This is a genomic window from Brevibacillus ruminantium (assembly GCF_023746555.1).
Taxonomy (GTDB): Bacteria; Bacillota; Bacilli; order Brevibacillales; family Brevibacillaceae; genus Brevibacillus; species Brevibacillus ruminantium.
In genome coordinates this window covers 1,134,653-1,160,004 of record NZ_CP098755.1, presented here as the reverse complement: position 1 = coordinate 1,160,004, position 25,352 = coordinate 1,134,653, and the positions used below count along the sequence as shown (strand labels likewise).

At 49.8% G+C, this 25,352-nt stretch carries 25 protein-coding genes; 4 read left to right on the top strand and 21 right to left on the bottom strand.

Annotated elements, in window-relative coordinates; translation table 11 throughout:
- The 6 genes from NDK47_RS05625 to NDK47_RS05600 all read right to left on the bottom strand — a co-directional run bounded on the left by NDK47_RS05625 (position 1) and on the right by NDK47_RS05600 (position 5,131).
- Positions 1–1,095, bottom strand: a complete 1,095-nt coding sequence (locus NDK47_RS05625) for an HD-GYP domain-containing protein (protein ID WP_251873883.1) — start codon at positions 1,093–1,095, stop codon at positions 1–3.
- A 129-nt stretch (positions 1,096–1,224) separates the two neighbouring features.
- A complete protein-coding gene (locus tag NDK47_RS05620) occupies positions 1,225–1,527 on the bottom strand; it encodes a YunC family protein (protein ID WP_251873882.1) in 303 nt (100 codons plus the stop codon).
- 79 nt (positions 1,528–1,606) lie between these two features.
- On the bottom strand, positions 1,607–1,846 hold the full coding sequence (locus tag NDK47_RS05615; protein ID WP_251873881.1) for a DUF6154 family protein: 240 nt from the start codon (positions 1,844–1,846) through the stop codon (positions 1,607–1,609).
- Between the two features lie 53 nt (positions 1,847–1,899).
- Positions 1,900–3,336: a bifunctional metallophosphatase/5'-nucleotidase gene (locus NDK47_RS05610; RefSeq protein WP_251873880.1), complete on the bottom strand. Its 1,437-nt coding sequence runs from the start codon at positions 3,334–3,336 to the stop codon at positions 1,900–1,902.
- A gap of 70 nt (positions 3,337–3,406) precedes the next feature.
- The gene (locus NDK47_RS05605; RefSeq protein WP_251873879.1) at positions 3,407–4,231 is read right to left on the bottom strand and encodes a sulfite exporter TauE/SafE family protein; all 825 of its coding nucleotides are present in this window, start codon (positions 4,229–4,231) and stop codon (positions 3,407–3,409) included.
- A gap of 48 nt (positions 4,232–4,279) precedes the next feature.
- A complete protein-coding gene (locus tag NDK47_RS05600) occupies positions 4,280–5,131 on the bottom strand; it encodes a DUF72 domain-containing protein (RefSeq protein ID WP_251873878.1) in 852 nt (283 codons plus the stop codon).
- 31 nt (positions 5,132–5,162) lie between these two features.
- Here NDK47_RS05600 and NDK47_RS05595 point away from each other — a divergent pair, with 31 nt between their 5' ends.
- Positions 5,163–5,618, top strand: coding sequence for a M67 family metallopeptidase (locus NDK47_RS05595; RefSeq protein ID WP_251873877.1), 456 nt, complete (start codon positions 5,163–5,165; stop codon positions 5,616–5,618).
- A 67-nt stretch (positions 5,619–5,685) separates the two neighbouring features.
- Here the strand turns inward: NDK47_RS05595 and NDK47_RS05590 are convergent, their stop codons facing one another.
- The 4 genes from NDK47_RS05590 to NDK47_RS05575 all read right to left on the bottom strand — a co-directional run bounded on the left by NDK47_RS05590 (position 5,686) and on the right by NDK47_RS05575 (position 9,289).
- The gene (locus NDK47_RS05590; protein ID WP_251873876.1) at positions 5,686–7,302 is read right to left on the bottom strand and encodes a flotillin lipid rafts scaffold protein FloT; all 1,617 of its coding nucleotides are present in this window, start codon (positions 7,300–7,302) and stop codon (positions 5,686–5,688) included.
- Entirely contained in the window at positions 7,302–7,838 is a 537-nt protein-coding gene (locus tag NDK47_RS05585; RefSeq protein WP_251873875.1) for an NfeD family membrane protein, read from the bottom strand. The genes NDK47_RS05590 and NDK47_RS05585 overlap by 1 nt, the downstream gene beginning before the upstream one ends.
- 91 nt (positions 7,839–7,929) lie before the next feature.
- Entirely contained in the window at positions 7,930–8,493 is a 564-nt protein-coding gene (locus NDK47_RS05580) for a transposase (RefSeq protein WP_171506468.1), read from the bottom strand.
- Between the two features lies 1 nt (position 8,494).
- Positions 8,495–9,289, bottom strand: a complete 795-nt coding sequence (locus tag NDK47_RS05575; RefSeq protein WP_251873633.1) for a transposase — start codon at positions 9,287–9,289, stop codon at positions 8,495–8,497.
- Between the two features lie 452 nt (positions 9,290–9,741).
- On the opposite strand from NDK47_RS05575, the gene NDK47_RS05570 reads away from it, so the two are divergent.
- Together NDK47_RS05570 and NDK47_RS05565 are read left to right on the top strand one after the other, a co-directional pair.
- On the top strand, positions 9,742–11,484 hold the full coding sequence (locus tag NDK47_RS05570; RefSeq protein WP_251873874.1) for a SulP family inorganic anion transporter: 1,743 nt from the start codon (positions 9,742–9,744) through the stop codon (positions 11,482–11,484).
- Positions 11,485–11,499: 15 nt separating this feature from the next.
- Complete coding sequence (locus NDK47_RS05565; protein ID WP_251873873.1) at positions 11,500–11,826, top strand: ArsR/SmtB family transcription factor; 327 nt, start codon at positions 11,500–11,502, stop codon at positions 11,824–11,826.
- 114 nt (positions 11,827–11,940) lie between these two features.
- Here NDK47_RS05565 and NDK47_RS05560 read toward each other — a convergent pair whose 3' ends face one another.
- Positions 11,941–12,396 (bottom strand): NUDIX domain-containing protein, encoded by a 456-nt coding sequence (locus NDK47_RS05560; RefSeq protein WP_251873872.1) that lies wholly within the window; start codon positions 12,394–12,396, stop codon positions 11,941–11,943.
- A gap of 14 nt (positions 12,397–12,410) precedes the next feature.
- A complete protein-coding gene (locus NDK47_RS05555; protein ID WP_251873871.1) occupies positions 12,411–12,947 on the bottom strand; it encodes a suppressor of fused domain protein in 537 nt (178 codons plus the stop codon).
- Positions 12,948–13,223: 276 nt separating this feature from the next.
- Between NDK47_RS05555 and NDK47_RS05550 the strand changes: the two genes are divergently transcribed.
- On the top strand, positions 13,224–13,865 hold the full coding sequence (locus NDK47_RS05550; RefSeq protein WP_251873870.1) for a tropomyosin: 642 nt from the start codon (positions 13,224–13,226) through the stop codon (positions 13,863–13,865).
- A 131-nt stretch (positions 13,866–13,996) separates the two neighbouring features.
- Here the strand turns inward: NDK47_RS05550 and NDK47_RS05545 are convergent, their stop codons facing one another.
- From NDK47_RS05545 to pckA, 9 genes are all read right to left on the bottom strand, one after another.
- Complete coding sequence (locus tag NDK47_RS05545; RefSeq protein WP_251873869.1) at positions 13,997–15,364, bottom strand: Nramp family divalent metal transporter; 1,368 nt, start codon at positions 15,362–15,364, stop codon at positions 13,997–13,999.
- 105 nt (positions 15,365–15,469) lie between these two features.
- Positions 15,470–15,661 carry a hypothetical protein gene (locus NDK47_RS05540; protein ID WP_251873868.1) on the bottom strand — a complete coding sequence of 64 codons (192 nt, stop codon included), beginning with the start codon at positions 15,659–15,661 and terminating at the stop codon, positions 15,470–15,472.
- Between the two features lie 155 nt (positions 15,662–15,816).
- On the bottom strand, positions 15,817–17,568 hold the full coding sequence (locus NDK47_RS05535; protein ID WP_251873867.1) for a hypothetical protein: 1,752 nt from the start codon (positions 17,566–17,568) through the stop codon (positions 15,817–15,819).
- Positions 17,569–18,170: 602 nt separating this feature from the next.
- Positions 18,171–19,568 (bottom strand): Fe-S cluster assembly protein SufB, encoded by a 1,398-nt coding sequence (gene sufB, locus NDK47_RS05530; RefSeq protein WP_251873866.1) that lies wholly within the window; start codon positions 19,566–19,568, stop codon positions 18,171–18,173.
- 22 nt (positions 19,569–19,590) lie between these two features.
- The gene (sufU, locus tag NDK47_RS05525) at positions 19,591–20,025 is read right to left on the bottom strand and encodes a Fe-S cluster assembly sulfur transfer protein SufU (protein WP_251873865.1); all 435 of its coding nucleotides are present in this window, start codon (positions 20,023–20,025) and stop codon (positions 19,591–19,593) included.
- Positions 20,012–21,238 (bottom strand): cysteine desulfurase, encoded by a 1,227-nt coding sequence (locus NDK47_RS05520; protein WP_251873864.1) that lies wholly within the window; start codon positions 21,236–21,238, stop codon positions 20,012–20,014. The genes sufU and NDK47_RS05520 overlap by 14 nt, the downstream gene beginning before the upstream one ends.
- A 1-nt stretch (position 21,239) precedes the next feature.
- Positions 21,240–22,538, bottom strand: coding sequence for a Fe-S cluster assembly protein SufD (gene sufD / locus NDK47_RS05515; RefSeq protein ID WP_251873863.1), 1,299 nt, complete (start codon positions 22,536–22,538; stop codon positions 21,240–21,242).
- Positions 22,539–22,558: 20 nt separating this feature from the next.
- Complete coding sequence (gene sufC, locus NDK47_RS05510) at positions 22,559–23,347, bottom strand: Fe-S cluster assembly ATPase SufC (protein WP_251873862.1); 789 nt, start codon at positions 23,345–23,347, stop codon at positions 22,559–22,561.
- 273 nt (positions 23,348–23,620) lie between these two features.
- Positions 23,621–25,201, bottom strand: a complete 1,581-nt coding sequence (gene pckA / locus NDK47_RS05505; RefSeq protein WP_251873861.1) for a phosphoenolpyruvate carboxykinase (ATP) — start codon at positions 25,199–25,201, stop codon at positions 23,621–23,623.
- Positions 25,202–25,352 lie beyond the last annotated feature (151 nt).

Below are 25,352 nucleotides of genomic sequence, written 5' to 3'. Positions count from 1 at the left end.
TTAGAATAACTCGTCACAGGAGACAATCATCAGATGAAGCCGCTTCGACAAATCATACTCATAGGGATGTTCCACAGGTTGTCCGTTTTCATCATACAGGATGCGGACAACAGGGCGGCTGGGCGTGCCTTTGTTGTAATCGACAACTACGCCTGACTCCTTCGTATTTAAAACCACGGACAGCCCCAGCGGATAAAGAGCGATCGTATCGCGAAAACGTTCTACATATTCTTTGTCGTACAAAATGTCTGCACCGGTGTACAGCAACTCCATCGCATCATGCGGCAGCATGGGCGGACGATAGACGCGATGTGTGGTCAAGGCGTCAAAAACATCACAAACCGCCATCAATTTGGCATACGGATGTATCTCATCGCCTTTCAAGCGTCGAGGATACCCTGTCCCGTCCAGCCGTTCATGATGCTGAAAAGCACAGTGGGCGGCCAGAAGCGGGATATCCTCCTGGCGCCGGAGCATTTCAAAACCGATTTCAGTATGCCTCTTCATTACAACAAATTCTTCATCAGTCAGTCGGCCGGGTTTTTTCAGGATCGTATCCGGGATCGACATTTTGCCAATGTCGTGGAGCATGGCGCCGATGCCAATCTCCAGCACTTCCTTCTCACCAAAGTCGGACTTGAGAGCAAGCGCAGTCGAATACAGCATCACATTAAAGGAATGAGCAAAAATATAATGGTCAAACGCACAGGCATCTGCCAGCAGATTCATAGCCGAGTGCTTTCCCTTCAGTTCATCGGCCACCGTTGACAGCACCTGTCTGATTTGCCGTCCAAACTGCTTGTCGGAAAACATCTGCTGCCATTTTTGCGGGCTTTGGCTGGAGGAGCGGAACGCCTCGTTAATCAAGCCCATCGCTTCTCGCCGCGTTGCTTCTGATACCGTCGCTTCCACCTGGATATCTTCTGTCCGGTTATCTTGTATGTATAGATTGGTCACGTTCATTCTGATCAATCGGTCAATCATGCGCTGCGTGAGTTCGACACCTGACCCTACCAGGATGGTGCCGTTCTCGGCGTAGACAGAGCGGGCAAGTGTTTGACCAGGCTTGCATTTTTGAATCGAGCGTAATCTCATTTCCGTTCTTCGCCTTTCATTCAGGTTGCCCTTATTATACCGTTATTCGTGTTTGTTCTACATTTCTTTTTCACGAACTGTAGATAAATGTCGAAAACGCCTCGTCACAAGGACGAAGGCGTTCTCCCTTTAAAACATTTTCCGAATGGCGTCTCTCCCGATTTCTCCCACCGTGATGCCCAGCGCCTCCGCCGTATGCGTGATCGACTCCAGGGGAGCATCCAGCAACTCCTCGATAGTTTTTACACCCACCGCCCGGCCGGCGACAATCTCCCGGCTGGCCAGCTTTTCATTTAACAGCCCTACATCCAGGGCTCCGCACATGATATATCCCTTATCGGTCGTGACCGCGAGCAGTGTCGTCTTCGGCAGGCGAACGGTTACGGCGATGGCAGTTCCTTCAGAAAAGTGGATTGGCTGTACCTCGATCATTTTGAGATTCCTCCTTCTTTTCAGCTATACATCGGCGCGCTACCATCGTATGTAATCCGCCCGCAAGTGGTGTCAGTTGTCAGTGTGTGAGTGTAGCAGGCGGACGCTCATCATCCATGGCGACCTTGCGCTTCATGACTTCAACCATGTACGTGGCCAACATGTGAAAAAGCTCTTCCTCATCCATCTCCGCCACCAGCTTCAGCAGATCTTGATGGGATTGCTCCTCCAGAATGCCAACGATAATCGCGACGATATCTTCCTCGTCCCCATTGAAGTGTCCTTTGTATAACCGGTAAATTTCGTCTACAAACCGCATGGCTGCCTCCTCCTTTTCCAGTTAGCATGCCCCAAATGGGCGGATGTGCTTCGTCAGGAGCGGGCGAGATTGAGCCAGCGCGGCTTTTGCGCCGCCGTCAGCAGCGCCTCGTCATTTAGCGTCTGGGCGAGGATTTCGCGCAGCAATTCGGGCAGGTAGTAATGGATCTGCGTCCCTTCCGCCAGATCAGGGAACAGTCGATTAAACATAAACATATCGATCGTGCCGACCCGGTAGCAGCGCTGACTGTCGATCAGCTCTCCATTTACTTCAATTCTGGCAATCCGCGGTTGCTCCCCCGCTTCGTACCATACCTGCAAACCATCAATACCCATCCAGCCTGTCACTTTGCCGCGGAATCCAAAACCGCGCAATTCACGCTGGATCACCTGGGGCTGGATGGATTGCATGAGCACCCGGGAGAGCTGTTCACCTGTCAACGAAACCGCGCAGGGATTGATCGGATGAGGCAGACAGCGAAGCAAATCCCCGTAGCTTACTTCTCCGCTCAGCGGCGTGAGCAGCAGTCCGTTATTGGCCAATCCCACCTCCGCCTGGGTCCACTGGCGCAGCGAAGCAGCCAATGCTGATCCAAAAGAGGTCTCCTCCGTCCAGGAATTGCTCAGCTCTACAGACAGGCGAACGGCAGTCCGCTCCAACAGCCTCTCTGTGTTTTTCTGCTCCTGGGCCAAATAGGCGGACAAATCCGGGTCAGCCGGATACTCCGTGGATGGAAATAATTCTGCGGATGCTTCTTGTACCTTGTGTGCCTCTCGATCCCAGACCAGGCGGATGTGGCCGACATTGGTGCCGAGCATGCCCGTCTGCGCGATGAGCGTTTCCTTTACCCGTTCCCCATGTGCCAGCTGATGGTGGGTGTGGGCGCCCAAAATGATGTCGACACCTTCTATTTCCTGGGCCAGTCGGCAATCCTCCGGGTAACCGAGATGCGACAACAGGATGACAAGATCGACGGAAGAACGAAGTGCGGCGATCTGCTCGCGCAGCAATTCAAAGGGGGCTTTCGTTTCCCAGCCCAGAAGCTGATAAAACTGGACAAAGGGGGCGGTTACCCCGAGAATCCCCACACGCAGATCCTCCCATTCGTGAATGGCCTGTGTCACTGCCCAGCGCGGCACCTTACCCGTATCAGCATCCACCATGTTTCCCAGAACAACGGTAAAGCCTGCCCGCTCGTACAGTGCATCCAATCTCGCTTTGGGAAGGGTGATGCCTTCGTTGTTGCCAATCGTGACATACTGATAACCGCTCCGATTGAGCACCTCGACGTTGAGCTGGCCCCAGGTCGCTTCTGTTCTTACGTCCATCCGGTCAGCATGATCGCCTATATCCACGGTCAATACATGCTCACCCAGCGCCTCCCAGCGATCGCGGTGCTGCCTGAGACATGAGGCGATATGCGGCATACTGCTAAAGCGGCTGTGCACATCATTGGTGTGCAAAATATGCAAGGTACAGGTGTCTGCCACGACTCTCCCTCCCTAATTCTCCCGAAACTCCCTGTTCCTCACGCCACTGCATGTCTCGGGTTCCTCTCCTTTATTTGACGACGGACTCGCCAATCATTTGGATGGCCATACCCAAAATCAATACCCGCAGGATGAGGACAACTGTCTGGCCTTTCATCCGGCTTGCGATCACCGCTCCCCATTTTCCGCCTAGCCACGCTCCTGGCGCCAGCATGGCTGCATAAAACCAGTTCACATGATCATGCCAAATATTCGTGACAGACCCGACCATAGCGGAGAAGAAAATGACCAGCATGGAGGTAGCCGCGGCGATGTGTGGCGGAAAGCGAAACAGGATCATCATCATCGGAACCATCAAGATTCCGCCGCCGACACCAAACAGCGAGGATGTAATGCCCACCAGAAAAGCGATCGCGATGGCGACTCCGCGATTGTATCCATATTCAAACGTGGTTCCCTCAGCGTCAACAAATTGGCGGCGTACGTCCCAGTTAATGCTGCGGGGCTTGATTTTGTCCTTCACCATCATCAATATAAACATGCACAACTGAAACAAGCCAAACAGCAGCGTAAATGCCTTTATTGGTAGTAATGTATTAAGGTACACACCCAAGATAGCACCGGGGGCACTGCCTAAAAAAAAGAGCAACGCGCTTTGGATATCGACTCTCTTCTGTTTCAGATAAGAGATGGAGGAAGATAAGGCGGTGACCCCAATGACGATCAATGACGTTCCCGCGGCAATTTGCGGGCTGACTGACCCCGGAGCATACACATTTCCCAAATACAGCAAGGCGGGGACAAAGAACATCCCTCCGCCCAATCCTGCGATACTGCCAACGACTCCTGCAAACATGCCGATGATCACAAACATGCCTGCCAATGCGTACACCATCTGCTACCCTTCTTTCTGCCGGTGATTGTGGACGCAAAGCTGCTCAGATCAGAACAGCTCCAATTGACGAGGATTCAGCCCCGTCGGATCAATTCCCAGCATCCTCATGAACTGCTTGGCGTTCCCGACTGCGTCTCCACCGGAGTTGTTGTTAAACAAAATACAAACTTCCTCGGCTTCCGCGGCTATTCGTTGAATACGCGGCAGCCACTCAACCAGCTCCTCCTTCGAATACCGGTACAGATAGCGGACATCTCGCCAGTTCTGCCCTTCGCCTGGGTCGCGCCATCCCGAAACATTGCGTCCATGAAAGCGAACGAGCGCTTGCGCAGAATGGGTGACCGCCTCGACTATCGGAACACAGCCCTTTCCCGCTTGAGGTTCATCACACAGGACATGAATGGCGCCAATTGTCTGCAGCAGCTCCAGTGTCTTTTCCCGATAACGGGGTTCGAACCAGCTCTGATGACGAAATTCCACCGCCAGCGGATACGCCTCCATGATCTGGCGGCAGGCACGGATGTATTGCACGTGCTCCCGTGTACAATCAAACCAAGGGGGAAACTGAAACAATAGCATCTTTAGTTTGCCCGCTTCGACCAGCGGCTGAATACTTTCCTCAAACTGGCGAAACAGCTCCCGCCGATCCGTTGGAGCATCACCTCTCTGATGCCCGGTCAGCGCCTGATACGGCTTGACAATAAAGCCAAAGCCCTGTGGCGTCTCGCGCACCCAGGTCTCATAATTGGATTGTGGTAAAATAGCGTAAAAAGAACTGTCTACCTCGACGATAGGAAAATGACTGGCGTAGACGGAGAGCTTGTCCCGATTGCGAACGCCGTGGGTATACAGATCGTAATGATCCCCCCAGCCGCACACACCGACGTGAATCGTATTCATGAATGAGTCAACCTCCAGGAGGAAAATTTCTATGTTTCCCGGTCTTCTCGGCGAACCCTTTGGGTTTAAGCATACCAAAACATGTTTGGACGGAAAAGTAGCGAAACGCCTCCTGGCCGAAGCCAATGAGGCGTTTCCTGTAGAATACTCTGCTCTTTTGGCGGGCCGACATGCGACCATTACGGCATTTGTCCCCATGCTCCACGCGCATTCCACACCCGACACTTTTCGTCTCAGCGGCCCCGATTTTCTGCAGGGGCTGCGACGCATCAACGAGCAGGGGCTGCAGTGGCTGGGGGTGCTCCACAGTCATCCATCCACTCCGGCGATCCCCTCCCTGGCGGATGCGCAGGGGTGGCACTATCCACAGCTTGGCTACTGGATCGTCAGTCTGGCAGACGACGAGCCTCAGCTCAAGCTGTACCAGTGGACCGATGGAGGTTTTGCAGAACGTCCCTATCTGCTAGATGACGCGGGTGCTGACTGACCTGACAGACAAGCAGCAGTCCGAACTTGGTCGTACACGAGCTGCCGGCTCGCCCAGTAGCCATTCCTTATTTCTTGTCGGCGTTCTCGTTACCTGCTTCTGCTGCTGCGGAAGCGGTAGATGCTGCTGCGGTAGAGGTTGCTGCTGCAGCGGCCTCTGAAATCGACGCACCGCTCAGCAGGCTGCTTGCTTGCTGCTTGATCGCTGCAGGATCATTCGGGTCTGCCTTCATAAAACTGGCAATGATTTTGTTCATGTCCACACCGGAAACGTCCTTGACCATTTCCGGCAGTTGGGCCATCAGCTTCGTCACATTGCCGCTCAACCGATTGACTCCGTCTCCTTGGCCGCCGCCTGCGTCCACGATCGTCACCTTGTCGATTGCCTTCATCGGCTCGGCAATCTTCTCTGCAAGCTCTGGCAGCATCTTCGCGATAATATCCAGAACTGCCGCATGACCAAATTTTTCGAATGCTTCGGCGAGCTTCTCTTTCCCCTCGGCTTCGGCTTCCAGCTTCAGGCGGGTAACCTCTGCTTCCGCTGTTCCTCGCGCTTTTTCCGCTTCTGCGATAGCCAAACCTTCGAGGCGCTTTTGCTCGGCCTGTGCTTTTGCCTCTGCCTCGATGCGGTATTTCAGTGCATCGGCTTCGCGGAGTTTCTTTGCCTTCTCCGCCTCTGCCGCTTGTTCCACGGCGTAGCGATCTGCGTCAGCCTTCTTTTTCACCTCTGCGTCGTATTGGCGCTCACGGCGCAGAATTTCTTTCTCTTCCAGTTCAATCTCTTTTTGCTTGCGAACGATTTCGATCTTCATTTCTTCTTCGGTAACCTGCTGCTTGGCCACAGCCTCTTGCAATTTATAGGCTTGGTCAGCAGAGGCCTTCGCTTTATCCTGTTCCTGTTTAAAGGCAGCGATTTTCAGTTCCTTTTCCTTTTCCGACTCGGCGATGTGGGTTTCTTTCAGCAGCTCCGCCTTCCGCGCTTCCTGCTCGGCCTGCGCTTGGCGAATTCGCGCTTCCTTGTCGGCTTCTGCCTGGGAAATCGTGGCGTCTCGCTTCACCGCAGCAATCTGCGGAATTCCCAGCGCGGCGAGATAACCGTTTTTATCCCGGACATCTTTAATCGTGAAGCTGACCACGGAAAGTCCCATCTTCTTCAGGTCCTTGGCAGCCACTGCCTGCACTTCCTGAGCAAAACGCTCCCGGTTTTTGTAGATTTCCTCTACCGTCATGCTGCCCAGTATGGCTCGCAAATACCCTTCCAAGACTTCTTGCGCTTCCTGCTTGAGGGCTTCGTCGGTTTTACCCATGAACTGTTCAGCGGCCGTCGCGATCTCATCGATAGAGCCCCCTACCTTGATAATCGCCGTGCCGTCTGCCATCACGGGCACGCCTTGTTCGGTGTACACCTCAGGCGTAGATACATCCAGCTTGTGGGACATCAGACTGATAAAATTAGCCTGCTGGAAAATCGGCAGGATAAACGTACCTCCGCCTCGGACGATTTTCATCTTACGGCCGGTTTCATCACTCAGTACGTTTTTATTTCCCAGAAAGCTACCCGTAACAATCATTGCCTCGTCTGCGCCTACGGTCTTGTAACGGGCCCAGAATGCGATTCCCAGTACGACAAAAACAGCGATGACAGCGATGACCGGTGCAAAAATAGTGGAGTCATTTAGAAACATCACATACTCTCCTTTTCCCCAGAATTGTGAAAGGGGGTAACGTACAGAACGTGGTCTCGGACATCGACAACAACGACTTTCGTTCCTTCTGGTATCACTTCTCGCTCAAGACTTGCCGCCATATGGTTGGTCCTTCCGCTTACCATCGTGACGATCACTTCTCCCAGACCCTCTGCCGGAACGGTCGTCAGCACTTCCCCGACCATGCCCGAGAGCTGCTGCATCGTGTATCCGATCGAATTTTCTGCATTCTCCATTGGCTTGATCCATGTAAAGTACGCTGTGACCGCAAGTACAAAGCCCACAATAACTGCAAAAGCAAATACCGTCCATGGAGAAAAGGAAGTAAATCGGGTAAACAGGTAGCCGCTCGCTCCGAAGGCTGTCAGCCCGCTGATCAGGAGAAGTGGTTGAAAAACCGGCAGTTCCGTCTGTGCCATCCACTCCGATACAGAGTCCCCGAAAAACAGCGTAAACAAGGTATACACAAGACCTGTAATCATGCACACAAGATAAATGATATCCCACACGCCCATAATGTCACCCCTTTCCAGATATGTCTCTATTTTTCATACGAATCAGAACGAAAAATGTTTCGCAAAAGGGGGCAAATCCTCCGAAAAAAAACTACGACTGACCAATTAACATACAGTAAGCATTTTCGGCCTGTTCCAGGTACACACTTGGATTCGTTCGGAATCGTCTGCGTTTGGTAGCTTCACTCAAACGAGCAGACCAACGCAGGCGTTCATTTTTAAAATCAAGGTAGTTTACAGACTGAAGTCTACTTAACACATTACTCTGGTGAAGTGCGTCATCGACAAATACGACCATTTCACCACTTCGGAGGATATATTCGTTCCAACTTCTCAGACCCGTCATCCGTCGATGCCGGGTCTTCGTCTGGCGGAAGAAACGCTCATGGTCGTTGTTCGTTCGTGGGACATGCGGATGGTCGTAACACGTAAACAGGCCTTTCCAAAACCCTCGGGAGTAGCTTTTCAGATTTGCAACCATTGGCAAGTCGTCTTTGCTGGTGTACGTCTGTTCAACCCAATCTAACAGATGCTGCATATGAAATCGAACCGTTTCACTTCGTTTATCTATGCTTGGATTCAAGATCCCGGCAACGTGGTGAATCGGTTTGGACCAGCGCATCACGGTAGCATATTGCTCTTCAAAATCATCCAATTTATCGAAAATTCTGATTAGGTTTTTGAGCAGAGAGGGCCCCTTTTTTACTCAGGCATCGTTCGAGGGAAGCCTGAATGGCTCTAGCATTTTCATAAACACGTATGCCCGGTAGATCGAGTGGGGGATTGCCGTCTTCGAGGAGCACAGAACGAATGGCCGCCACGTAATCTTTTGCCACCTCTGCTTCTGTAGAGGCATCGTTTTCGATTCGCTTCTCGACTTCGCGAATACCACGGAGGCTCTTCTTGATTCCTGTCTTGAGCTTGCGGTCTAAATCGACAACAGGCTTTGCAATGTCCTTTAGATAGTGGTATTGGCAGTATTGGTACGGCACGTCCGGCAGTAACGATTCCATGGCCATTCGGATGGATTGTTGACCATCCGTAACGATCCCGATGATGGGAAATCCCAGTTCGATAACAGGCAGGATGAGTTTCTTAAGTTCTTCTGCGGAGCTACTCTTTAGATTTTGTGCAGACAGGATCGTTCCGCTGAATACTTCTCGTATGACATAGAGCGTCTCATTGCCTTTCTCGGGCTGAACACCGTCCATGGAAATCATGATACCGCCACGGTCCTGAACAACTTGCTTGAGTGCTTGCTTGACGTGATCCGTCACGCTAGCGCGGAGCAAGGTAAGATAACGTTCGTACAACCGCTGAGAATTGCGTTCTGACGTGGTTACCCCGCGCTGATTCAACGTTTCCGTAATTTCGCCGATTGTCATATGTTGCTTAAACCGAAGCTGACCAACCAACGCTAGCACGTCAAAACCGTAGGAAGTGTGTTTCATGCTGAGAAGCTCAGCTTCAGCGGATTTGTAATAGGTTCTGGGGTATGAGCAATCTGCGTTGCTGCAAGCATAAGCCATACTCCAAGCTTGGATAACACCGGCAAGTGTGATGACATTCTTTTTCCATGCGGTATGATGTCGCCTGAGTTTCGTGCCACAGTGCGGGCAATGCTGTATCTCTGGCCGAAAGTATATTTTCTTTTCAGGAATGACACGATTCTTGGGTAAAGGCATGAGAAGACCTCCGTCAAATAGGCTAATGACTAACTTCGACAGAGGTCTTGGAAATCCTTGTTAGTTAATTGGTCAGTCGTAGAAAAAAAAACGGAATTTGTCGATTCCGGTTACCAGTAGCTTAAATCCGTTGGCCTCTTCGTTGACAGTGATGTACCTCGGTGATATAACTTATGTATATTCAGAAATTCAAATATACAAAATAAGAAGGGATACCAGTGGCACGCATCCTATTGGACAGATTTTCCGGTTACTCTGCCCGCCATTTTCAAAAAGATCTCACTGCGGGTGTGATTGTTGGAGTGATTGCGATTCCCCTAGGGATGGCTTTTTCCATCGCGTCGGGAGTGAAACCGGAGTACGGCATCTACACCACGATTATTGCAGGCATACTCCTCGCCTTTTTTGGCGGCTCCCGCTACCAGATATCCGGACCGACGGGTGCCTTTATCCCGATTCTGTTCGGAATCGTCATGACGTACGGGTATCAGAATCTGTTAATCGCTGGATTTTTGGCCGGTGTTATGTTATTTATAATGGGAATATTGCGGCTTGGATCTTTGATTACGTTTATCCCTCGTCCCGTTACCGTTGGCTTTACCAGCGGCATCGCGGTCGTCATCTTTACCGGTCAGATTGCCAATTTTCTCGGTCTGAGCGGAATACAGCGGCATGAAGATTTTCTGTCCAATGGCAAAGAAATCTTGCTTCATCTTTCTACGGTAAATCTCTACAGTGTGACAGTTGCACTCGTCTCTTTGGTTTCCATCTTGCTGATGCCAAGGCTTTCTTCCAAGCTTCCTGGTGCACTGGTTGGGCTGGTATTATCCAGTTTGCTGGCGGCTGTCCTGTTTCCGGAAAAAACAGCCACGATTGGCTCCACCTTTGGCGAGATTTCCAACTCCCTGCCGAGCCTGAGCCTTCCTGCGCTCAATTGGGAAACCATCTCCCACATGCTCGCCCCCGCCTTTGTCATCGCCATGCTGGGCGGGATTGAATCCCTACTGTCAGCTGTGGTAGCAGACGGCATGACGGGCACAAAGCATAACAGCAATCGAGAATTGATCGGCCAGGGATTGACGAATATGGTCGTTCCTCTGTTTGGCGGAATCCCGGCCACAGGCGCAATCGCTCGTACGGCGACCAACATTCGTAACGGAGCCGCCTCCCCTTTGTCCAGCTTAATTCACGCCTTAGTGGTTCTACTGGTCCTGGTGCTGTTCGCACCATATGCTTCTGCAATACCCTTGGCCAGCATGGCTCCCATCCTGATGGTAGTTGCCTGGAACATGAGCGAACGACATGTTTTTGTCCACATCCTGAAAAGCCGGACCAGCGACTCTCTGGTCATGATCATTACCTTTTTGCTGACGATCTTTGTCAATCTGATGGTAGCGGTTGAGGTGGGGCTGCTTTTGGCGGCCATTCTGTTCATCAAACGGATGAGCGATGTGCACGCTGTGACCAAGGTACTTCCCGACTTTTCCGACAAGCATCAGAAGGTACGCCAGCACGTCGTCACCGAGTGGCGGGATTGTCCGCAAATTAGTCTGTTTACAGTGGAAGGACCGCTCTTCTTTGGTGCCGCCCAATTATTCGAAAAAACCATAATGAGTACCGTGCAAAAAAAACCGCGCGTTCTCATTTTGCGGATGGCCAAGGTTCCCTATCTGGACATTACGGGTGAATACTATCTGCGAAGCATTTCCCATCAGCTTCGGAACCACGGCGGCCTGCTCCTGATCTCAGGACTTCAGGATCAGCCCAAACGCGTCTTGAAGAAGACGGGGCTGGATCAGATAATCGGGGAAGCGCAGTTGTACGTCCGTACTGGTGACGCTATTTCTGCCGCCATCTCCCTGCTCGATGTGGACAAATGTCGGGGTTGCAAGCATTTCGCTTTTCACGAATGTAAAATGCTGTCCGCCTTACCGGAGAAAGAGGTCGCCCATTCCAACTAACAAGGGAGGACTCTCATGAATTTGGAGCTGCAGCGCTTCAAAGCTGATTTTTTTAAAGCACTTGCACACCCACTGCGAATTCGTATTCTAGAATTGCTCGCGGAGGGGGATAAAAACGTAAACGAGCTGCAGACGCTGATCGGTGCAGAAGGCTCTTCTGTATCCCAGCAGCTCAGCATCCTGCGGGCCAAAAATATCGTCTACGGTACCAAAGAGGGCAACCGTGTCCTCTATTCCCTCCGCGATCCCATGATTATCGATCTTTTGCAAATCGCCCGGCAGATTTTTAACAACCATTTGATCGATGCCATTTCGATGTTGGACAAGTTCAACGGCGATTAGGTCCAGGGCCTATTCGTCTATGCAATATAAGCTGACCGCCTGTGGGCGCTCGTTCCCACCTTCGTTTAAAGCCGGCAAAAAAGCGGCCCTGTCTTAGCCACAGGACCGCTTTCGCTATGCGAGTATATTTCCCAGATATCGCGGCATATAGCCGTTTTCTGTTACAGCCTCCAGTACATGCTTACGCCGAGCGGAATTAAACAAGTCCATGCCTCGGAACTCCTCCAGCGGCACCCAGCCCGCCCACTCGATCTCTTCATCCTCCAAACCACCCGGAATCGGCGTCGTCTCTTCGCCCATCAAGCGGGCCAACACGCCAATCCCAATCGTGTGTTTCCCTTTTCCGTTTCCATCGATCCGTTCATCGAGCCACAGCATCCGCTCGAACTCAACCAATAGCCCCGTCTCTTCCCACACTTCTCTGCGCGTAGCATCGGGAATCGTCTCCAAATAATCCACATTACCGCCAGGCAAGTTGTAGCAGGGCTTTCCTGAACATTTCTCCTTGATCACCAGGATCGCTCCTTGATGCTCAACAACGACGGTGACACGCATTCGTATTTCGTCCATTCTCTTCGCTCCCTTTATCTGACAGGGGGACGCGAGACATCCAGAGAATTTACCCCGGCATCCGCAAACTTTTGCTCCAAAGCCTCTAATCCCTCATGCTGTAAAAAATCTGCTTCCGATGCTGAGATGGCATGCAGCATTTTAAACCAGACCGCATCTTGGCCATTGGTATACAAATCAAAGCCTTCTGCTTCAAAATCTGCCGGCATCGCCATCAGCATGCTGAGGCACGAACCTTTGGCGATCGGCTTGGCCAGTGCATACACATCACCGTTCGCCATCCTTCTGCCCTGCTCTTTCCAGCGATGCTTCACCTGCTCCGCGACCTCGCTTAGATGCCGGACAAAGGTACCCTCAAACTGGTAAGAGTAGAGGACACATTCCACTCCTCCACTGCGATGAAGCTCCAGTGTGACATACGTCCACCAGCCCCGTTCACGCGTCGGCGGAAACACAGCCAGCAAACCGTCAGCTGCATCTGTATGATAGAGCTGACCCTCACAGCCAAACAAACGGGCGCAGTGCTCATACAGTTGTTTGATCATGATCATCTATATGTGCGTCCCCGATCTTTACATGGTTACCCATCTGTTCGATTTATGGGTTCGTTGAAACAGCTTATTTCAACTCGTGATACGCTTTGAAAGCCCTGTTCCTGTCCTTTTTCATTGTACACTACCTGGCAACCCCGAGCAAAATGGGACAAAAAGTAAGGAGCATCTGGGTTTCCTGCGACACTGTTGAACGATATAATAGACTCATCTATCATGATCGGCGCAAAATCACTCTATTATGCGAAATATTTATGGAGGGGAGGTTCGAAAACGGTGAGTGAAAAGCTTCTCGAACATATCCTGAGTGAATTACAGAATATGAATGGACGTTTTGATCGCATTGAGTCTCGCTTGGACAGCATCGAATCTCGTATGACGGGTCTTGAAACGCGCATGGATGGCATCGAGACGCGTATGGCCGGACTCGAAACGCGCATGGATGGTCTTGAAACACGCATGACAGGTCTTGAAACGCGCATGGACGGCATGGAAACACGCATGACCGGAATCGAAACGCGCATGGATTGTCTTGAAACGCGCATGACCGGAATCGAAACACGCATGGATGGTCTTGAAACGCGCATGACCGGAATTGAAACGCGCATGGACGGCATTGATTCTCGTGTGAATGGCATGGAATCTCTATTGCAAACCACCCGCTCCGAAATGAACTCTCGTTTCGATACGCTAGAGGCCCGCGTATCCATTCTCGACGACAAAATGTCTGAAACTCAGCAAAACATTGTGGAAATAAAAAGCGGCATCGCCCGTTGGGAGGAAAACGAGCCCTCCGATATTACCGCCATCCTCCAAACACTTTCAAGCAAAATGGATGACCGCGATTCGGAAATCCAGGTATTGAATCGCCGGGTTTTTAAGGTGGAGGCCGTAACTGAGCGTTTAGCCAGTCCATAGGAGAGCAGATCATTTCATAAGGCTGTGCCTGCTGCAACAACAAAGGCGGTCTCCCAAGGGTTATCAACTCCCTGGGGAGACCGCCTTCTTCATTGTGATTTTCGAGATGATCCGGCACCTGCTGACTCCGGTTAGCCTAAATCATGACCCGTTACAATAATGTAAGCAACCAGGAAAACGTTCAGCGCCAGAATGACGATCGTGGACAGCCAGGACAAGACTTTGACCCAGGTTCGGTTTGCAAATTCCCCCATCTTCCTCTTGTCACTGGTGAACAAGACGAGCGGAATCACAGCAAAGGGCAGCTGCAAGCTCAGTACCACTTGACTCCACAGAAGCAAGTCACCCGTTCCCCTCGATCCAGCTATCCACGTAACGATAAAGGCTGGTACGACAGCTATTAAACGCGTGATCAGGCGACGAAGCCACGGAGAAATGCGTAACTGCAAAAATCCTTCCATGACAATTTGCCCCGTTAGCGTACCCGTGATCGTCGAGTTTTGACCGGAGGCAAGCAAAGCAACTGCAAATAATGTGCTTGCGATCCCTACTCCTACTGTTGGACTCAACAACTCATAGGCCGCTTCAATTTCAGAAACATCCAAGCCAGTTCCGTGGAAAGCGGCTGCCCCCAGGATCAAAATGGCAGAATTGATCAGGAAGGCAATCGTCAATGAAATGTTTGAATCCAGAACCGAAAACTTGATCGCTTCCTTACGTCCTTCTCTCGTTCGTTCATATCGTCTGGTTTGCACGATCGAGGAATGCAAATAAAGATTATGCGGCATTACCGTTGCCCCTAAGATTCCTAAGGAAATGAACAACATCTCCGGGTTCGTGACAATTTCCATTTTAGGGACATACCCGCCCAGGAGTGCCGAGACTTCCGGCTTGGAAATGATCACCTCAAAGGCAAACACGAAAAATATCGTAGCCATCAAAACGATGATGATGGATTCGATAATACGGAACCCTTTTTTCTGCAAAAGCAGGAGAAGCAGCACATCAATGGTTGTGATCAAAATCCCCATCAATAACGGGATTCCAAATAAGAGGTTCAGTGCGATGGCGGAACCGATGACCTCGGCCAAATCCGTCGCCACGATGGCAAGCTCTGTCAAAATCCAAAGCACAAAAGCCGTTTTCTTGCCAACAGCATCTCTGGTCGCTTGGGCTAAATCCCGTCCCGTCACAATTCCCAATTTTGCGGCCAAAGACTGAAGAAGCATGGCAATTAAATTAGAAATTAAAATAACGGATAAAAGAGTATAGCCAAAACGCGCTCCCCCCGCGATTGATGTTGCCCAGTTGCCCGGGTCAACATAGCCTACTGCTACCAATGATCCTGGTCCAGCAAAGGCGAAAAATTTCCTCCAAAACTTGGCTTTGCTTGGAATATGAATCGAATTATTTACTTCCTCCAAGCTTACCGTAGAACTGGGGCGCAGCCATGCCGATTCTTCCCTCTCTCGATCCAATTTCTTCGCTTGGGAACTCATTATGTCACCACTCTCTATAAATTGTAAAAATTTGGTTTATTTGTTTCGTCAGGTAAACTCTTTTTGTTATACACAAATTTTATTCTCTTAGGCAATCAATTGCAATCATTTTTTTGTTCCAGCAATCCCTAGTCGGTCCATTTCTGAAGATTCCCAACCAGAAAAACTTTTTGGAGTATCCTTAGTTTCATTTATACTATTTCCCTTTACCGTATTAGCGAAATGCTTTCTGAAAGTAAAACGAATAACCAGACGGCCACTGTCTGGGTTATTATCTACGTAAAATGGCATGCTCATGCCGTCCACTTACGAAGCTTACACACATTTCTTCGGGTGGAAAAGAAATGTTATTGCCTTCGATCCTCATTTTCTCACTTATCGCATTGTCTAAATATCTTTAACGCTAAAGGGAAAAGCCCCACTAAGATGTGGGGCTGTATAATGGGTATTTCTTAATAGTAAATTGTATTCTGATGCAAACAAACAATAAAACTTGGATCATACCCAAGTGATACCCATTTTTTCCAAAATTGTGAAAATGTATTTATCTGGGTACTCACCATTACTTTGTATATGTCTGAGAAAGGCCCACTCATTGTATCCAATCCATCATTTTGGGTATCTATCATATCCCAGAGAGCACCAGCTACTCTACCTTCAACTATGTCACCATGATCCCAATTTGCTGTATAGGCATTTGGAACCTCGAGATCTACTGAACTTCCAGATGCCCAAGTAAATACGGGATTATTATTCACTGCAAGTGCCATGAAATCTGCCCATCCTTCTACCCATCCACATCCTGCATCGTACCCTTTATTTATAGAATGTGGTCTCCCACATTTTGTATCAGGTATACGTTTATATAAATTATCCATATGTGCATGGGCTATTTCATGTACTGGAATATCTTCTGACAAGGGAGAATCCGCATTTAGAAAAATCTCACCCGTATTAGGATCATAAAAGGCTCCAGGATTCTCCCCAATGTTCCATATTATAGTTACCTTCCCAGGGTCTTCTACAGCAACGAGCTTTTCTCTAGTTCTGTACATATCATCTAAAAGCCACGCAGCGTAAAGTTTTGCATCGTTTTTCTGAATAATAGTAGTACCTATAGAGCCACCGTTGGCAATATCGCTAAAATTGATCTCTTCAGAAAAAAATTCATAATATGATTGTCTGCTTTTCATTCTTACAGTTCCCGCTCTATTAATTGATGCAGCTTCGACCCTCAACTTCGTATACTGTCTACTGGTCGGATCAAACGACAATGACCATTTTCCATTTGCGTCTGTTTCCATCGAACCAAGAGTATTCCAATATGTACTTGATTGTGACTGATATCTTACCGTTACATCTGTATATTTAAGTGGAGTTAGCTTTCCATATCGATCATAGAATTTCCAGTAACCAGATATGGTAATTTTATTGGCAGCTAATTTACGGACGGTTGCCTGTTCGTCTTGCTCATCTTCAGTTACCTGCTCATCTTCAGTTACCTGCTCGTCTTCACTTACTAGTTCATCCTCAGTTTCCTGTCTGTCTTCAGGTACCTGCTCGTCTTCACTTACTTGTTCGTCCTCTGTTACCTGCTTGTCCTTAGTTTCCTTCTCGTCTTCGGTTACGTGCTCCTCCTCGTTTACTTGTTCAGATTGATTTTCTTTAGTGTTTCCATCTTTTTCGAATTGGTCAACAATTTCCGCGGTAGGTTGTTCTACCCATCCCTCTATTACTTTATCCTCTCTTACTGTAAAATAAACATTTTGACGTGCACCCCAGGTTTCACCACTATTTATAATTGATGTAGCTTGTAAATCTAATTTATATTGGCCCGCTTTTAAAGAATCGAACAAAAGATTCAGCTTTTTCTCATTCTGAAATTGGCCACGGTAAATCTCTTCTTTTGCAACTTCGTCTATTGTCCCATCGTTATTTAAGATGGATAATAAGTAAGCCAATTTAACATCGCTATTAATTTCTTTATTAAGATTCATTTTTACATTTAGCTCAATATTTCCCTTCTTATTCTTCATTTTCAGTTTTCCAAAATCAGAAGAAATAAATAATTTACTCGGATCGTTGTGAGATTTTATTTCATTATTCTTGACAAATAAACCATTTGCCTTAACGAAACCATCAGTTGAAGAAAGTGGGGATAATGCTAAGAATAAAGCTAGACAACCTGTAAGATATTTTTTCATTTTTACCTCCTGTTTTACAAAATTAGGCAACCTATCATAAAATTATATCAATTTCCCATTTTTGTAAATAAAGAAACGGAGATTTCGAAATAAAAAAGTATTTCGTTAAATTTCGAAATTTATCTAACTAAAGCTAAAGCTGATCTGACTATTTACTTTGGCTTAATTTATACCATCGCTCTCCCTAATACATCTGTTCTCGACTGTCTCGCAGGATCAAAATTATGTGATAAGGGCCGTTTATAGTGATTGGTAATTTCCCCCTAATGGTGAATCAACTGTATTAAAATCCATTCAGTTGAACCTTTTTGTCGATAAATCGTGTAAATACCTATCTTCAGACGGCTGTTTCCTCGGCTTCAGTTGGAACAAAAAGGGTAAACAAGCCGCTAAACAAAGCTCCCAAAAAAATCGAAACCGGTCTAACAGGTATTGTTAGACCGGCTTTTTTAACTGTAATGACATTCCACCCCATGGGATTTCTTCACTTGTACCTTTCGACAAATAAAAATACGTGTCCAAGCGACCAGGCACACATACCTGAGAGTCGCTGCGGACACGTATCTTCATGTTACAAATAGGTTAAGGACGATGCGTTTATCCTATCCAATAGAACCTTCCATCTCAAACTTGATCAGGCGGTTCATTTCTACCGCATATTCCATCGGCAGTTCTTTGGTAAATGGCTCGATAAAGCCCATGACGATCATCTCGGTAGCTTCCGCTTCAGAGAGACCGCGGCTCATCAGGTAGAAGAGCTGGTCTTCCGATACCTTGGAGACAGTTGCTTCGTGCTCCAGCGTGATGTTGTCGTTCATGATCTCGTTGTACGGGATCGTGTCAGACGTAGACAGTTTATCCAGAATCAGCGTATCGCACTTGATGTTGGACTTGGAGCCTTCCGACTTGCGGCCGAATTGGGCCAGTCCGCGGTAGGTTACTTTTCCGCCATCGCGCGAGATCGACTTGGAAATAATGGTCGAGGTGCAATCTGGCGCCAGGTGAATCATTTTTGCACCCGCATCCTGATGCTGGCCTTTCCCTGCTACAGCAATCGAAAGAACGGTACCTTTGGCACGCGGGCCTTTCATAATGACTGCCGGGTATTTCATGGTCAGCTTGGAACCGATGTTGCCATCGATCCACTCCATGTTGGCATCAGCATAGGCAACAGCGCGCTTCGTCACCAGGTTATACACGTTGTTGGACCAGTTTTGGATCGTCGTATAGCGGCAGCGTGCACGCTCCTTGACGATGATTTCCACAACTGCGGAGTGGAGGGAGTCTGTGCTGTAGATCGGCGCTGTACAGCCTTCTACATAGTGTACGAATGCGTCCTCATCCACGATGATCAGCGTACGCTCGAACTGACCCATGTTCTCCGAGTTGATGCGGAAATATGCTTGCAGCGGGGTTTCCACCTTTACGCCTTTTGGCACGTAGATGAAGGAACCGCCCGACCATACGGCCGAGTTCAACGCTGCGAACTTGTTGTCTGCCGGCGGTATTACCGTTGCAAAGTATTCCTTCACGATATCTGGATACAGCTTCACAGCAGAATCCATGTCACAGAAAAGAACACCCAGTTCTTCCAGATCTTCCTGCATGTTGTGATATACCACTTCAGATTCGTACTGAGCGGATACACCCGCGAGGAATTTCTGTTCAGCTTCCGGAATCCCCAGCTTGTCGAAAGTGGCCTTGATCTCTTCCGGCACTTCATCCCAGCTGCGGCCTGCTTTTTCGGACGGCTTCACATAGTAGGTGATATCGTCAAAGTTGAGATCATCCAGATCGCCGCCCCATTTTGGCATCGGCAGCTTTTCAAAGATCTCCAGAGATTTCAGGCGGAATTCCAGCATCCATGCCGGTTCATCCTTGATGCGGGAGATTTCCTCGACGATCTCGCGGGTCAAGCCCTTTTTCGTGCGGAAAATCGAGACGTCCTTGTCGTGGAAACCGTATTGGTATTCCTGTATTTCAGGGGCCTTTTTCGCCATGTCCGTTCACTCCTTACGTTATTTATTGTCCTGCCTGTTTAACACCTTGCTCCAGCGCTTTCCAAGCCAAGGTGGCGCATTTGATGCGTGCGGGAAATTTCGCTACACCAGAGAGCGCTTCGATATCTCCCAAGTCAATCGAATCATCGATTTCTTTTCCTTGCATCAGATCGGAGAAGATTTGAGACAGCTTGAGCGCTTCCTCTACTGGCTTGCCTTTGACCGCTTCCGTCATCATCGAAGCAGATGACATGCTGATCGAGCAGCCCTCTCCGAGAAATTTAGCATCGGTGACCATGCCGTTCTCCACCTTCAAGGAAAGCGAAATGCTGTCCCCGCAAGTCGGGTTGTTCAAATTGACGATGAGTCCTTCTGATTCTTCCAGCTTGCCGCGGTTGCGCGGTTTCTGGTAGTGGTCCATAATCACGCGGCGATACAGATCATCAAGAGAAGACATTGCCGAAATACTCCTTCGTCTTTTTCAACCCTGCCAGAAAGACATCCACTTCTTCTTCTGTGTTGTACAGATAGAAGCTGGCGCGAGCAGTGGCGGACACATTGAGCCAGCGCATCAGCGGCTGCGCGCAGTGATGGCCGGCACGGATGGCAATCCCGTGGCTGTCCAGCACTGTCGCCAGGTCATGTGGATGGACCTGCGCCAGGTTGAAAGTGATTAAACTGCTTCGGTCTTGCTTCGGGCCGTAAATCGTGACCCCTTCCATTTCAAGCATTTGCTCCATGGCGTAAGCGATCAGCTTTTTCTCGTGGCGCTCGATCTCGTCCATGCCGATCTCCTCCAGGAAGTCGATCGCGGCTCCAAGACCGATCGCACCCGCGATGATCGGCGTGCCACCCTCGAATTTCCACGGCAGCTCCTTCCAAGTAGAGTCATACAGCTCCACGAAGTCGATCATTTCGCCGCCGAATTCTACCGGCTCCGTCTTTTCCAGAAGCTCACGCTTGCCGTACAGCACGCCGATACCGGTCGGGCCGCACATTTTATGGCTGGAAAATGTGTAAAAGTCACAATCCAGGTCCTGTACGTCAATCTTTGTGTGCGGAGCGCCTTGTGCCCCGTCCACGAACAGGATGGCCCCGTGCTCATGGGCGATTTTTGCAATCTCCTTGATCGGTGTCGTATCGCCCAGCACATTGGAAATATGGTGAATCGCTACGATTTTGGTATTCGGGGTAATCGTTTCTCTGACAGCGTCCAGTGTGATCGTACCGTCTTCTGCCAGGGGAATGAATTTGAAGGTAGCTCCGGTTGCTTTTGCCGCCTGCTGCCAAGGGATGAAGTTGCTGTGATGCTCCACCAGGGTCGTCACAATTTCATCGCCCGGTTTGAGAAAAGCACGGGCATAGCCATACGCCACTGTATTTACAGCCGTAGTCGTTCCCCGGGTAAATACGATCTCTGCCGCCTCACGGGCATTGATGAAGGCGCGTACCTTTTCGCGTGCCCCTTCGTAACCGTCCGTGGCCTTGCTGCCCAGCGTATGAACACCGCGATGCACGTTGGAGTTGTACTCCTTGTAGTACGCATCCATTGCCTCAATGACTTGAATCGGCTTTTGAGAGGTGGCCCCATTGTCTAGATACACCAGCGGGTGGCCATTTACCTCTTGGTGAAGAATGGGAAAGTATTGCCGAAGCTCCTTAGCATTCATCTTAACCCAACTTCCTTTCGAGCGCCTGGCGCAGCCGGTTGCGAACCTCTTCCACCGGAATCTCGGCAACAACAGGGTCCAGGAAGCCAAGGATGATCAGTCGCTCTGCCTGCTGACGGGAAATTCCGCGGGACATCAGGTAGTAGATGCTTTCTTCGCTGAAACGACCGACAGAAGCGGCGTGGCCAGCTTTTACGTCATCCTCGTCAATCAAGAGGATCGGGTTGGCATCCCCGCGCGCTTTTTCGCTCAGCATCAGAATATTTTCTGCCTGCTCACCGTTTGCCTTTTCGGCGCCTTTTTCGATTTTGGTAATTCCGTTCAAAATGCTGACGGCTTCATCGGTCATCACAGCTTTGCTCACCATTTCCGACTCGGAGTGAGTTCCGATGTGCTGTACCTGAGAAGTCAGGTTTTGACGCTGCGAGCCCGTACCTACCGAGATGCTTTTGGTTTCGGCCAGGGAAGCGGTCCCCTTCAGGATCGTTGTGTTGTTGGCAACGGTATTCCCGTCGTTCATCTCGCCGAGAATCCACTCCATTTTCCCATCGCGATCAACCGTCGCGCGGCGGAACGAATAGTCGTGAACCTCTTCGGACAGAGAGCGGACGGACGCCACCTGCACAGAAGCGCCAGCGCCTACATATACTTCAACAACGCTGTTTGCCACCATGTTCTTGCCTTCGCCAGATACATAGGTGTCCACGTAGGTTACCTTGCTGTTTGTCTCCGCCACGATCAATACATGCGGGCAGACCAGCGCATGCTCACCGGCCACTTCATAGACAGCTTGCAGAGGCACCTTTACTTCTACATTTTTGGGAACGTAGAGGAACAGGCCGCCGTTCACCACCGCAGAATGAAGCGCCGTCAGCTTGTGCTCCTTATAGTCTACGACTGTGTTCAGATATTTTTGCACCAACTCGCCATGTTCTTTCAGAGCGGTTGCCAGATCGGTGAAAATCACACCTTGCTTGGTCAGTTCTTCATCGAGCGACAGAAAAACGGTCGTGGCATTTTTTTGGACCAGCAAAGTCTTTACGCTGTCCACATCCACTTGGGACTTGACCAAATCGTCCAGATCCTGAACCGATGCCACTTTATCTGCGGAGTGGAACGGCTCGAACTGGTCGAAATTCCATTTATCTATTTTCGTTTTCTCCAAAACGGGGAGTTGCAGCTCGCCCGCTGCCTTCAGGCCGGCCAAACGTTTTTCCAGGAACCATGCCGGCTCCGAATGAGCCTTGGAGAACTCGGTGATCGCTTCGGAATTGAAGCGGAGCTGTATATCGACACTCATCTCACTGCTGCCTCCTTCTCTTACACGTTTGCGTTGACGGTTTCATCGACGATGCCCAGTTCTTCCTTGATCCAGTCGTAGCCTTCTGCTTCCAGGCGTTCAGCCAGCTCAGGACCGCCGGATTTCACAATGCGTCCTTGCATCATCACGTGTACGAAGTCAGGCTTCACGTAGTTCAGGAGACGCTGATAGTGGGTAATGATCAGGAAGCCGCGATCAGCAGCGCGCATTTCGTTCACGCCGTTTGCTACCACTTTCAGTGCGTCAATGTCGAGACCGGAGTCGATTTCGTCGAGAATACAGATCCCCGGCTCCAGCATCATCATTTGCAGGATCTCGTTGCGTTTTTTCTCACCGCCGGAGAAGCCCTCGTTCAGATAGCGATGGGCAAAGGATTCGTCCATTTCCAAAGCGCCCATCTTCTTGTCCATCTCGCGGATGAATTTCATCAGGGAGATTTCGTTGCCTTCGCCGCGGCGGGCATTGATCGCCGAACGCAAAAAGTCAGAGTTGGTCACTCCGCTGATTTCGGATGGATATTGCATAGCCAGAAACAGACCAGCACGTGCGCGCTCATCTACAGCCATCTCCAACAGGTCTTCACCGTTCAGGATTACTTCCCCGTCGGTTACTTCGTATTTTGGGTGACCCATCAAGGTAGAAGCCAGGGTGGATTTCCCTGTTCCGTTTGGTCCCATGATCGCGTGAATTTCCCCGCCCTTGATTTCCAGGTTGAGTCCTTTGAGGATTTCCTTGTCCTCAATCTTGGCGCGAAGATTTTTTATCTGCAAATGCGGTGATGCTGTCATTTTCTTTTCCCTCCAGTAACACTCAAAAATGAGTTGACTTATTCTCAATCCATTCTCAATAACCATCTTATAATAAGAATTATTATAAAGCAAGGTATGAAACATATCTGTAATTTTTAAATCATTATATTTAAAAAGTCTCCTTTCAGACCGTAGGCATTTGCTTATTTTGCCTGATTTTCGGGGAAAACATGCCTTTGGCAAACCAAAAAGGGCTGTCTCCAAATCGTCATTGGAGGAACAGCCCCATCTTTTTAGGTGTGAAACGGTTGGTTACTGCACCTTCGGACCTGCCGCAGCGATGTCAGCCGCAGACGGAAACTTCTTCTGGAAATTGTCGATAAAGCGGTTTGCCAGATCGCGTGCCTGAGCGTCGTAGGCAGCCTGATCCACCCACGTATTGCGCGGCAGCAGCACTTCAGACGGGACATTCGGGCAAGAGGTCGGCACCTGCACGCCGAAGATCGGGTCAGCCACATATTCAGCCTTGGCCAGCTCTCCGTTTAAAGCTGCGGTTACCATCGCACGCGTATAGGAGAGCTTCATGCGATTGCCCACCCCTACAGGGCCACCTGTCCATCCGGTGTTGACCAGATACACCTGGACATCGCGCTCATCAATCTTTTTGCCAAGCATTTCGGCATAGACCACTGGATGAAGCGGCAGGAACGGCGAACCGAAGCAGGTCGAGAATTCGGTTTGCGGCGCTGTTACCCCGCGCTCTGTACCGGCCATTTTGCTGGTGTAGCCGGACAGGAAGTGGTACATCGCTTGCTCTTTGGTCAGTTTGGAGATCGGCGGGAGCACTCCAAACGAGTCTGCTGTCAGGAAAATGATCACATTCGGATGGCCGCCCACACCTGGAATCACGGCTCCGGAAATGGCTTCGACCGGATAAGCGGCACGCGTATTTTCCGTGTACTTCTCGCTGTCGTAATCAGCGACACGGCTCTCTGGATCGATGTCTACGTTCTCCAGCACGGTGCCAAACTGAATCGCCTTCCAGATCTGCGGCTCGCCTTCCTCGGAAAGTCGGATGCACTTGGCGTAGCAGCCGCCCTCGATGTTGAATACGCCGTTGTCGGACCAGCCATGCTCATCATCGCCAATCAGGAAGCGATCCGGGTCAGCCGACAAAGTCGTTTTCCCAGTACCGGACAATCCGAAGAAAAGAGCGACATCTCCTTCTTTTCCCACGTTTGCAGAGCAGTGCATGGAAAGCACGTTTTGCTGCGGCAAGAGCATGTTCATGACGCTGAAAATGGATTTCTTCATTTCACCGGCATACTCGGTTCCGCCGATCAGCACGGTTTTTTGCTCAAAGCTGGTGATGATAAAGGTCTCCGAGTTGGTTCCGTGCACTTCGGGATTGGCTTTGAAGGTAGGCGCGTAAACAACGGTGAACTCAGCTTGATGAGCAGCCAGTTCTTCAGCCGACGGACGAATGAAAAGCTGACGTGCAAACAGATTGTGCCACGCATATTCATTCACCACACGGATTGGCAGCCGGTAGGTTTCGTCCGCTCCGGCAAAACCGTCAAAGACAAACAGTTCCTTCGTTTGCAGATATTCCATGACATCCTGATACAAAAGCTGGAACTTTTCCGCTGTAATTGGCTGGTTCACAGGACCCCAGTTCACTTGATCGTGTACAGAAGCTTCGTCCACTACGAATTTATCTTTGGGGGAACGGCCCGTAAACTTACCTGTTAACGCGTTGAGCGCCCCTTTGTCCGTCATGATGCCTTCTCCGCGCTTTACTGCCATCTCAACGAGCTTTGCAACAGGCAGATTGAAGTGTACCTGTTCAGTCGCCAGTACGTCAGTAAGTTTGTGAACCGTTTTGGTTTCCATTTGTGAACGATCTCCTTCCCAATATCTATCCATTAATGTGATTGTAATTATCGGTTGATTTGCAATTAGTATATCACATTTGATCAAATAAGCTACAAGATTTTAATTTTTAGGTGTGAAGAAAATGTGAATGCTCGTCTTTCCGTTTTTC